We start from the raw sequence: 11032 nt of genomic DNA, 5'->3' as shown, positions 1-11032 counted from the left end.
AAGGCCTACATAAAGTGGGAATGCCAGGATGCGTGATCATGGTGTCAGAGAATTTCCAGACCACCGGTTGCACAATCAGTTCTGCGCGACTTTCAGGTCTTGGAGCAAATTATTCAACACCAGAAAGTTGCCGACAGCGTCACAGTCCGGCACGGCGAGGGTCAGGTTTTGGGTTTTCACCGGATCATCGCCGCGCAGTTCCAGCGCCTGTGCTTCGATCTCAAGCCCGCAGTTCGCCTCGCTCACCTCAGCCTCCACGCTGAGCGCGACATCGCCCTCCTGCCCCGCTTTGGCGACCGGAAAGCTATAGACTTCGGCCATCAGCGCCTCAGAAGCCTCAATGTCGCCATTGCGGGTCATGTAGCCCCCTTCGCCCAGCACCGCGGCGGTCATATCGCGCGGCGTACCGGACCAGACGTGGCCCGCCTCGCCGTAATCCGCGCCGAACTCGCGGGCGTGAAGCTCGAACCCTGCGGTGCCTTTCCATTGCAGCACGACGCGGTTGAAATCAGAGAGTTCAGGGACCGAAGTCTGCGCCACTGCGCCATCACCGTTGCCGAAAGCGAGGATGAAAACAGCCTCTTCCGCCAAGGCCGGGACGGTGACGGACAACTGCCCTTGGTCATCGGTCACTTCGGTGAAAATCATGCCGTTGTGGTGCACGGTCAGCCGCTCATTCGGCAGGCAGGCGGCATCGAGGGTGAGTTTCACCATCGCGGCGGCGACGGCATCCGCTTCGGCGATGATATCGCAGGTCGCGGGGATCGCGGCGCCGTGGGTTTCCGGGGCGGGCGGCAGGCTTTGGGGCGCTGCGGCCTTGACCACGCGGTCATCCAGTTTTGGCAGCGCGATGGGACTGTCGAGCGCGGCAGAGGTCAGGGTGATGCCTTCAACCTCCAGCAACGCGCCATTGTCGGCCACCGGGCGCTGCGCCTCAGCCGCGCCATAGCGCTGCTGCGCGGTGTCGGAGCTTTGCATGACATAGCCAATGCCCACCGCACAGGCCAGAGTGCCGACAGCTGTCAGAATTTCTTTCGTGCGCCACATGACAAGTCTCCTTCAACGGATTCGTTAGAGACTTTATGGGCGCGGATCAGGGCCGGGGTATGGCCCTGAAACGCCAAGTTATGGGCGAAAAGGTGACGCCGCTCAGGTGATCTGACCGTGGCAGTGTTTGAACTTCTTGCCAGAACCGCAGGGGCAGGGATCGTTCCGGCCCGGGTTGCCCCATGTGGACGGATCGTTCTCGTCAAAGCCGGGGGCTGCGGCCTCGGCCTGTTCAGAGGCCTCATCCGCCGCCTCGCTCGCCGCAGCTTGCATCGCGGCCTGACGGGCGGCCATTTCCTGCATCATCTCGCGGCGCTGCTCTTCGCTCATCGGTTGGATCTGGCCCAGCTTTTGGGTCACGTCCTGCCGCAGACTGTCGAGCATCGTCTCGAACAATTGGAAGGCTTCGTTCTTATACTCGTTCAGCGGATCGCGCTGCGCGTAGCTGCGGAAGCCCACGACCGAACGCAGATGTTCGAGCGTCAGCAGGTGATCGCGCCATTTGGTGTCGATGGCCTGCAACAACAACTGTTTCTCGATGTTGCGCATGTTCTCTTCGCCAAAGGCCTCGGCCTTCTTGGCCATTAGCTCATCCGTGGCTTTCATCAGACGTTCGCGGATCACCTCATCATCCACGCCGTCCTCTTCGCACCATGCGATGATCGGCACGTCGACGTTCAACTGTTCGATCACCGCGGCATAGAAACCTTGGGTGTCCCACTGATCGGCATAGGTCTTGGGCGGCATATAGGTGTCGATCAGATCGTCGATCACCTGCTCGCGCATATCGGTGACGATCTCATTGAGGTTGTCCGCCTCCATGATCTCGCGGCGCTGGCCAAAGATCACCTTGCGCTGCTCGTTCATCACGTCGTCGAACTTCAACAGCTGCTTGCGGATGTCGAAGTTGCGGCCCTCAACCTTGGCCTGCGCACGCTCCAGCGATTTGTTGACCCATGGGTGCACGATGGCTTCGCCATCTTTCAGACCCAGTGTCGTCAGCACTTTCTCAAGCCGTTCCGAACCGAAAATGCGCATCAGGTCATCTTCGAGCGACAGGAAGAAAGAGGTGCGGCCCGGGTCACCCTGACGGCCCGAACGGCCCCGCAACTGGTTGTCGATGCGGCGGCTCTCGTGACGCTCGGAAGCCAGAACGTAGAGACCACCGGCCTCCAGCACCTTCTGCTTTTCTTCGGCATGCTGCGCTTCGATCTGGGCGCGGATGTTGGCCGGGTCGGCCTCAGGATCGGCATCCAGCGCGTCGAGGACTTTCAACTCGACGTTGCCGCCCAACTGAATATCGGTGCCGCGGCCCGCCATGTTGGTGGCGATGGTCACGGCGCCCAGCTTGCCCGCCTCGGCAATGATCTGGGCCTCTTGCTCGTGCTGGCGCGCGTTGAGCACGTTATGCTCGATCCCGGCGGCGGTCAGCATGGCGCTGAGCTGTTCGGACTTTTCGATCGAAGTGGTGCCGACAAGGCAGGGCTGCCCCTTGGCGTGGGCCTCTTTGACCCGCTCGATCATCGCCTCGTATTTCTCTCGCGCGGTGCGATAGACGGCGTCGTCTTCGTCCACACGGGCGATTGGCACGTTGGTCGGCACCTCGACCACGCCAAGGCCGTAGATCTCCGCAAATTCTTCAGCTTCGGTCAAGGCCGTGCCTGTCATGCCGCCCAGTTTGTCGTAAAGGCGGAAGTAGTTCTGGAAGGTGACGCTTGCGAGGGTCACGTTCTCGGGCTGGATGTCGACGCCTTCTTTGGCTTCGATCGCCTGGTGCAGACCGTCCGACAAGCGGCGGCCCGGCATCATGCGGCCGGTGAATTCGTCGATCAACGTCACCGCGCCATCGCGCACGATGTAGTCCTTGTCGCGCTGGAACAGCTTATGCGCGCGCAGACCTTGGTTGACGTGGTGCACGATGGTCGTGCTTTCGGGATCGTAAAGGGTCATCCCCTCTTCGATCAATTCCCGCGCGCGCAGCTGCTCTTCGAGGAACTCATTGCCCTCGTCGGTGAAGGTGACGTTGCGGGTTTTCTCGTCCAACTCGAAATGCTCTTCGGTGAGCGAGGGGATCAGCGCGTCGATGATCTGGTACATCTCGGAGCGGTCCTGCGACGGGCCGGAGATGATCAGGGGTGTCCGTGCCTCATCGATCAGAATGCTGTCGACTTCGTCCACGATGGCAAAGTTATGCCCGCGTTGCAGCATGTCCGACAGGTTCGACTTCATGTTGTCGCGCAGGTAGTCGAAGCCCAACTCGTTGTTAGTGGCATAGGTGATGTCGCAGGCGTAGGCCGCGCGTTTCTGGTCCTCGGGCATGCCGGAATAGGCGACACCCGTGGTCAGACCGAGCGCGCCGAACACCTTGCCCATCCACTCGGCGTCGCGCTTGGCGAGGTATTCGTTCACGGTCACCACATGCACGCCCTTATGCGTCAGACCGTTGAGATAGGCCGCGAAGGTCGCGGTCAGGGTCTTGCCCTCACCGGTCTTCTGCTCGGCGATATTGCCCTGATGCAGGAAGATGCCGCCCAGAAGCTGCGTGTCGAAGGCGCGCAGGCCAAGGGTGCGGCGGGCCGCTTCGCGGCAGTTGGCAAAGGCTTCGGGCAGCAGATCGTCAAGGCTTTCGCCCCCGTCGGCCCGTTTGGCCAGTTCCGCGGTGCGCGCTTTGATCTCGTCGTCGCTTAGCTTTTCAAACTCGGGCTCCAGCGCATTGATCCGTGCCACAAGCGGACGGGTCGCCTTGATCTTCCGGTCGTTTGGCGTGCCAAAGACCTTTTTGGCGATTGTTCCGATACCCAGCATGTAATCTCCCGCCGAAGTTATGATGTCTTGCGCCGATCTGGTTGCCGAGCGCCATGGCAGCCCATAGATAGTGGATGAGCCCGCGCCTCTCAGCGCCATAAGGCGATGTAAGGGGCGTGCCATACACTGTCAATGTAGCAGCCCTGCTACGAAGGAAGCGATTGGACCCAACCATGCAAAAACCCCTCACATTTCTGTCGTCTTTGGCGCTTGCCGCCGCTGTGGCGCTGCCTGTAGCCGCCCAGGACGAACCGGGTCTCGACACGGTTGTTGCCACCGTCAACGACACTGAAATCACGCTCGGGCATATGATCGTCGCCCGCGCGAGCCTGCCCCAGCAGTACCAACAACTGCCCGAGGATGTGCTGTTCAAAGGCCTGCTGGACCAGCTTGTGCAACAGACGGCCCTCGCCGACAGCTTTACCGGCGAATTGCCGCCGCGCGTGACCCTGTCGCTCGAGAATGAGACCCGCTCGCTCACCGCCGGTGAGGCGATCGAAGGCGTCATGGCAGAGCCGGTCAGCGACGAAGAACTGCAAGCGGCCTATGACGCGCAATACAGCGACGCAGAGCCTGAGCCCGAGTTCAACGCCTCGCATATCCTTGTCGAAACCAAGGAAGAAGCCGACGCGATCAAAACAGAACTCGACGGCGGCGCGGACTTTGCCGAGCTTGCCAAAGAGAAATCGACCGGTCCCTCCGGCCCCGGTGGCGGCTCCTTGGGGTGGTTCGGCCCGGGCATGATGGTGCCTGCATTTGAAGAGGCCGTCGCTGGCATGGAAGCTGGCAGCGTATCGGAACCGGTGGAAACCCAGTTCGGCTGGCATGTCATCAAACTGAACGAGACACGCACCGCCGAAGCGCCCGCACTGGAAGACGTGCGTGAAGAGCTGGAAACCCAAATCCGCCAGACCAACGTGCAAGAGGCGATCGAAAGCCTGACCGACTCTGCCGAGGTTGACCGCAGCGCGGCCGAAGGCATCGACCCTTCCGTTCTCAACAACATCGAATGGCTGAACTAACTCATGGCTAAATCACTGGCTGTCTCGCCGCTCGCCCCGGCCCGTTTTCCCGAACTTCCGGTTATCGACGGCGTGACATTCGCCACCATCGCCGCTGGCGTGCGCTATCAAGGGCGCACCGATGTGATGTTGGCGAAGCTGGCACCGGGCAGTGCCGTGGCGGGGGCGTTCACGCGCTCTGCCACCCGCGCGGCCCCGGTGCTGGACTGCCAGGCAAAGATCGGCGGCGCCTCTGATGAGGGCGCCGCCATCGTCGTGAACTCGGGCAACGCCAATGCCTTTACCGGGCGGGGCGGCACCGACGCGGTCGAGGCGATCACCGCCGCGGCTGCTGAGGCCTGCGGCGTGCCGCAGGCGCGGGTCTTCACCTCCTCCACCGGTGTCATCGGCGAACCCCTGCCGCATGAACGCATCACCGCCGTGCTGGGCGACCTCCATGCCCAGCTTGACCCCGCGGGCATCGAGGACGCGGCGCGCGCCATCATGACGACGGACACTTTCCCCAAAGGGGCCAGCGCCACGGTTGAGATCGATGGCAAAACCGTCTCTATCGCGGGGATCGCCAAAGGGTCGGGCATGATCGCGCCCGATATGGCCACCATGCTGGTCTATATCTTTACCGATGCGGTGCTGGCGACGGACGAGCTGCAACAGCGCCTTTCGACCCATACCGAGACAACGTTCAACTGCATCACCGTCGACAGTGACACCTCCACATCCGACGCGCTGATCATAGCCGCAACAGGCGCCTCCGGTGTCGACGTATCGGGCAATGAAGCCTTTGACGCGGCGCTGCGGGACGTGATGATGGACCTCGCACATCAGGTCGTCAAAGACGGCGAAGGCGCGCAGAAATTCGTCGAGGTGGCGGTAACCGGTGCCTCCAACGACGACGAGGCCAAGATCCACGCCATGGCCATCGCCAACTCCCCCCTGATCAAGACCGCGATCGCGGGCGAAGACCCCAACTGGGGCCGCGTCGTCATGGCCATCGGGAAATCCGGGGCCGCGGCGGACCGTGACCGTCTGTCGATCCGTTTCGGCGATATCGAAGTCGCGCGCGACGGATGGCGCAGCCCCGACTACTCCGAAAAGGATGCCGCCGCGCATATGAAGGGTCAGAACATCACCATCGGCGTCGATCTGGGCCTTGGCGAGGGGCAGTGCACCGTTTGGACCTGTGACCTGACCCACGGCTATATCGACATCAACGCCGATTACCGGTCCTGACCAGATGAAGACAGTGCTGGTTTCCGCCGCGGCCTTGATCGACATCGATGGCCGCGTGCTTTTGACCCAACGCCCCGAAGGCAAGCCGATGGCGGGCCTTTGGGAGTTTCCGGGCGGCAAGATCGAACCCGAAGAGACGCCAGAAGCGGCGCTGATCCGCGAGTTGCATGAGGAACTGGGGATCGAGACATGGGAATCCTGTCTTGCCCCGCTGACCTTTGCCAGCCACAGCTACAGTGATTTCCACCTTCTGATGCCGCTGTTCGCCTGTCGCAAATGGGGCGGCACGCCAGTTTCGCGCGAGGGGCAGATCCTGAAATGGGTGCGCCCGAACGAAATGCGCGCCTATCCGATGCCCGAGGCAGACGTGCCGCTCATATCAATATTGCGTGATTGGCTCTAGCGCAGAGTGGCAGAATTGCACTAGTGATCGCCAATCGCTCAGCATGTTGCGGATTTTTTAACCGAATGCGCACCATCCTGAGGCAGAGTTGTAACATCTGTATGAAAGGGTGCCGACATGTTGAGAACCATCGCAATCGGAAGTTCCATTTACGTTCAGGGTATCTTTGTAAAAATGTTGGCGGGCGGTCGCATGGCCGTTCAAGTCGACGGGAAGATTTTCGAAGGCAAGCCTGTCTGAAAAATCTCATCGGAACGCCTATTGAGGTGAACAAATAGGCGTTCCACCGCGTTTTCCCCGAGCATTTGGCAGGGGAACTTATGTCATCGAAGCGCGCTATCGTCATTCTGAACCGCGGTTCAGGCCGTCAAGACGGTGACCAAGCCGAAAACACGATCCGCTCCGCCTTTGCGCGGCACGGGATCACGGCGGAATTCATTAATATCGACAAACGCAACGACCCTGCCAGCGCCGCGCGCGAGGCGCTGTTTCGGGGCGAGGGGATCATTGCCGTAGCGGGCGGGGATGGCACGATCTCGGGCGTGTCCTCGGCCATGGTAGACCATGACCGTCCGCTCGGCATCATCCCGCAAGGCACCTTCAACTATTTCGCGCGGTCGATGGGCATCCCCGAAGACCTCGAAGCGGCGGTCGGTGTCATTGCCAGCGGCGAAAGCCGTCCAGTGCATGTGGCGACGATCAACGGCGAGACCTTTCTGAATAACGCCAGCATCGGTGCCTACCCGGCAATCCTTAAGACGCGCGAAGGTATCTACCGCCGCTGGGGCCGCAGCCGCGTTGCTGCCTATTGGTCGGTGATCAAGGCCTTGATGGATTTTCGCACTTCGCTCGAACTGACCATCACGGTCGACGGCAAGGAAACCAAACTTCGCACCCCGCTTGTCTTCGCGGTGAACAATGCCTTCCAGTTGGATCAAATGGGGCTCGACGGGCAGGACTGCATTGCGCGCGGCGATATGGTGCTGCTCGTCGCGCCCGACGCCTATCGTTTCGGTCTGCTGCGCCATGCGGTGGCGCTGGCCACGGGCCGCGCGAAACATCACACGGATTACGAAATGCTCTGCGGGTCCAAAATCGAAATACGCATGAAGCAACGCAAACGCTACGTCGCGCGGGATGGTGAGATTGCGGTGATGCAGGGGCCGTATAGGCTCTCCCGCGCGCCCTCGCCCATTCATATCTACGTGCCTAGCACGAGCGGAAAGGCCGTGAGATGAGCCGTTTAATTCACCTCTCCGACCTGCACTTCGGGAAGGACCGTCCCGACCTCCTCGCGCCTCTGCTGGAAGCGGTGAATGGATATGACCCCGATTTGGTAATCATCTCAGGCGACCTGACCCAGCGGGCGCGGGAAAAGGAGTATCGCGCCGCGCGGGCCTTTATTGACAGGATCAACGCACCGGTGCTGAGCGTGCCGGGCAATCACGATATCCCGCTGCACCGCCCCTTCACCCGCTTCTTCGCCGCGTGGCGTTATTACCGGCGCTGGATCGACCCTGATCTGACCCCAGTGCATGAAGGGACGGATTTTGTCGCCGTGGGGGTCAACACCGTTGATCGGTTCAAATGGCAGACTGGCAAACTGGGCCTGCGCCGTTTGGGCCGCGCCTGCCGCGCCCTGTCACGCGGGGGGGAAAAGACCCTGCGTATCGCCGTTTGCCACCATCCGCTGGATCACCCCAACGAGACCCACAAGCGGCCCATTCCGGGCGCGAAACGCGCGCTGAGGCGGCTTTTGGACTGCGGCGCCGACCTGATCCTATCGGGGCATCTGCACATCTGGCACGCAGGCACCTTTGCTCATCCAGCGCCTGAGCATGACGGTCATCTGGCGATCCAACTGCACGCGGGCACCAGCCTGTCATCGCGCCAGCGGGGGGAGCCGAATGATTTCAACCTGATCGATATTTCGCCCCTGCACGTCAATCTGGCGCGGATCAGTTTCGATGATAGCAAGAAGGCCTTCACAAAAGCAGAGGCCCGGCAATTTGACCGGGCCTCTGGGGAATTCATCTTGTAAGCGTTTGGCTTAGGCCAAGGTGCGGGTCACTTCTTCGCGCTCGAAAATCTCGATCACATCGCCGGGGCGGATGTCTTCGTAGTTCTCGAATGCCATGCCGCATTCCTGACCGGACTGAACCTCGGGCACTTCGTCTTTGAAGCGCTTAAGCGTTTTCAGCGTGCCTTCGTGGATCACGACGTTGTCGCGCAGCAAACGCACACCGGCGCTGCGGCGGGCGACGCCTTCGGTGACCAGACAGCCTGCGACTTTGCCCACACCGGTGACCTTGAAGACTTCTTTGATATTGGCGTAGCCAATGAAGTTCTCTTTGATCTCGGCGCTCAGCAAGCCGCTTGCGGCCGCTTTCACGTCATCCACAAGGTCATAGATGACCGAGTAGTAGCGGATTTCGACACCCTTCTGGTTCGCCGTATTCCGAGCCGAGGCATTGGCACGCACGTTGAAGCCCATGATCGGCGCGCCGGAAGCTTCGGCAAGGCCGACATCCGTCTCGGTGATCGCGCCCACACCGGAGTGCAGAACCCGAACGCGGACTTCGTCGTTGCCGATTTTCTCCATCGCCTGAACGATCGCTTCGGCAGAACCTTGCACGTCGGCTTTGACCAGGATCGGCAGCTCGCTGACGTTCTCGTCGGCCTTGGCGTTGGCCATCAGCTGTTCAAGCGTGGTGGCGGCACCGGCAGCAGCGCGTTTGTCCTTGGCGGCCTGCGCACGATACTCGGCAATCTCACGGGCCTGCGCTTCGGTCTCGGTCACGTTCAGCACGTCACCGGCCTCGGGCGTGCCGTTGATGCCCAACACCTCAACCGGCACCGAAGGCCCGGCTTCTTTGACGCGCTCGCCTTGGTCGTTGATCAGCGCACGAACCTTACCGTACTGCTCACCCACGACGAAGATATCGCCCTGACGCAGCGTGCCGTTCTGAACCAGCACAGTCGCGACGGGGCCGCGTCCCACGTCAAGCTGCGCTTCGATCACCGCACCCACGGCGGCCCGGTTCGGGTTCGCCTTGAGTTCGAGGATTTCCGACTGCAGCGCGATGGCTTCGAGCAGATCGTCGAGACCTTGGCCCGTTGCTGCCGAAACTTCGACGTCTTGCACATCGCCCGACATCTTCTCGACGATGACTTCGTGCTGAAGCAGATCGGTACGGACCTTGTCGGCATTGGCGGCGGGTTTGTCGATCTTGTTGATTGCCACGATCATCGGCACCTTGGCCGCTTTTGCGTGGGCAATCGCTTCGATCGTCTGCGGCATCACGGCGTCATCCGCCGCGACCACCAGAACCACGATATCCGTGACCTGAGCACCGCGCGAGCGCATGGAGGTGAAGGCCGCGTGACCCGGCGTGTCGAGGAAGGACAGCACGGTGCCGTTGTCGGTTTTCACCTGATAGGCGCCGATGTGCTGGGTGATGCCACCGGCTTCGCCCGCCACAACCTTGGCGTTGCGGATCGCGTCCAGAAGCGAGGTTTTGCCGTGGTCGACGTGGCCCATGATCGTGATGACCGGGGGGCGCGATTGCAAATCCTTCGGATCGTCCTCGACCTCTTTGATGACATCTTCGACATCGGCGTCGGAAACGCGCACCACTTTGTGGCCGAATTCCTCGATGATCAGCTCGGCTGTATCGGCGTCGATGGTTTCGTTCTGGGTCACCATCAGGCCGTTTTGCATCAGCGCCTTGACCACCGCGCCGGTCTTCTCGGCCATACGGTTGGCGAGTTCAGAGACCACGATGGCGGGCGGCAGTTGCACGTCGCGCACGATCTTTTCACGCTCGACCTGACCACCCATTGCCTTTTGACGGGCACGTTCCTGCTTGCGTTTCATCTGCGCCATGGAACGCTGACGGCCACCTTCGCCACCGGCAAGCGCCTGATTGACGGTCAGCTTGCCCGCGCGGCGGCTGTCGCCACCTTTGCTGCGCTTCTTGCTGTCGTCGCGGTCACGGTCCGTGGTTTTGCGCGGCGTAGCGGCGGGCGCAGGTTTGTTGCCCGGCTCGCGTGCAGCGGCAGGTTCCGGCGCGGGCGCAGCGGCGGCCGCTTCGGCCTCTGCTTTGCGGCGCGCGTCTTCCTCGGCTTTGGCCTTAAGGCTTTCCTCGCGCTCACGCTCTTCGCGTTCCTTGGCCTCAATCTCGGCCCGGCGGCGCTCACGCTCTTCGGCGCGGGCTTTTTCCTCGGCTTCACGCTGCGCGGCTTCCTCGGCCTCCCGGGCCTTGGCGGCCTGAACGGCCTTCAGACGGCGCTCCATCTCGGCATCGGTGATGCCTGCGGGGCGCTTCTTGGGATCGCCAATCGGCCCGGCGCCCGGACCTGTTGATTTCTGGCCACCCGGTTTGGGCACCACAACACGCTTGCGCTTGGTTTCGACCACAACGTTTTTGGTACGCCCGTGGCTAAAGCTTTGCTTTACGTTCCCCGGACGTGCGCCACCGCGCAGACCCAATGTTTTCTTGCCGTCACTATCGCTCATGAAGCT

General features: G+C 61.6%; 8 protein-coding genes. 5 read left to right on the top strand and 3 right to left on the bottom strand.

Annotation, left to right across the window (positions count from 1 at the left end):
- Positions 1 to 75: 75 nt before the first annotated feature.
- Both ACGYKA_RS06995 and secA read right to left on the bottom strand, forming a co-directional pair.
- Positions 76 to 1047 carry a hypothetical protein gene (locus ACGYKA_RS06995; RefSeq protein WP_394407917.1) on the bottom strand — a complete coding sequence of 324 codons (972 nt, stop codon included), beginning with the start codon at positions 1045 to 1047 and terminating at the stop codon, positions 76 to 78.
- A 102-nt stretch (positions 1048 to 1149) separates the two neighbouring features.
- Positions 1150 to 3852, bottom strand: coding sequence for a preprotein translocase subunit SecA (gene secA / locus ACGYKA_RS06990; RefSeq protein ID WP_394407920.1), 2703 nt, complete (start codon positions 3850 to 3852; stop codon positions 1150 to 1152).
- 173 nt (positions 3853 to 4025) lie between these two features.
- Here secA and ACGYKA_RS06985 point away from each other — a divergent pair, with 173 nt between their 5' ends.
- From ACGYKA_RS06985 to ACGYKA_RS06965, 5 genes are all read left to right on the top strand, one after another.
- Positions 4026 to 4874, top strand: a complete 849-nt coding sequence (locus ACGYKA_RS06985) for a peptidylprolyl isomerase (RefSeq protein WP_394407923.1) — start codon at positions 4026 to 4028, stop codon at positions 4872 to 4874.
- A 3-nt stretch (positions 4875 to 4877) separates the two neighbouring features.
- Positions 4878 to 6104 carry a bifunctional glutamate N-acetyltransferase/amino-acid acetyltransferase ArgJ gene (gene argJ, locus ACGYKA_RS06980; protein ID WP_394407926.1) on the top strand — a complete coding sequence of 409 codons (1227 nt, stop codon included), beginning with the start codon at positions 4878 to 4880 and terminating at the stop codon, positions 6102 to 6104.
- Between the two features lie 4 nt (positions 6105 to 6108).
- Positions 6109 to 6507: a (deoxy)nucleoside triphosphate pyrophosphohydrolase gene (locus ACGYKA_RS06975; protein ID WP_394407929.1), complete on the top strand. Its 399-nt coding sequence runs from the start codon at positions 6109 to 6111 to the stop codon at positions 6505 to 6507.
- 320 nt (positions 6508 to 6827) lie between these two features.
- Positions 6828 to 7745, top strand: coding sequence for a diacylglycerol/lipid kinase family protein (locus tag ACGYKA_RS06970; protein ID WP_394407932.1), 918 nt, complete (start codon positions 6828 to 6830; stop codon positions 7743 to 7745).
- The gene (locus ACGYKA_RS06965; protein WP_394407935.1) at positions 7742 to 8548 is read left to right on the top strand and encodes a metallophosphoesterase family protein; all 807 of its coding nucleotides are present in this window, start codon (positions 7742 to 7744) and stop codon (positions 8546 to 8548) included. The genes ACGYKA_RS06970 and ACGYKA_RS06965 overlap by 4 nt, the downstream gene beginning before the upstream one ends.
- A gap of 9 nt (positions 8549 to 8557) precedes the next feature.
- On the opposite strand, the gene infB is transcribed toward ACGYKA_RS06965, so the two are convergent.
- Positions 8558 to 11026, bottom strand: coding sequence for a translation initiation factor IF-2 (gene infB / locus ACGYKA_RS06960; RefSeq protein ID WP_271692644.1), 2469 nt, complete (start codon positions 11024 to 11026; stop codon positions 8558 to 8560).
- Positions 11027 to 11032 lie beyond the last annotated feature (6 nt).

Origin of the sequence: Sulfitobacter sp. 1A15106, assembly GCF_043556995.1 — a bacterium.
Lineage (GTDB): Bacteria > Pseudomonadota > Alphaproteobacteria > Rhodobacterales > Rhodobacteraceae > Sulfitobacter > Sulfitobacter faviae.
The sequence above is the reverse complement of the archived record's forward strand: the minus strand, read 5'-3'. Positions and strand labels throughout refer to the sequence as shown.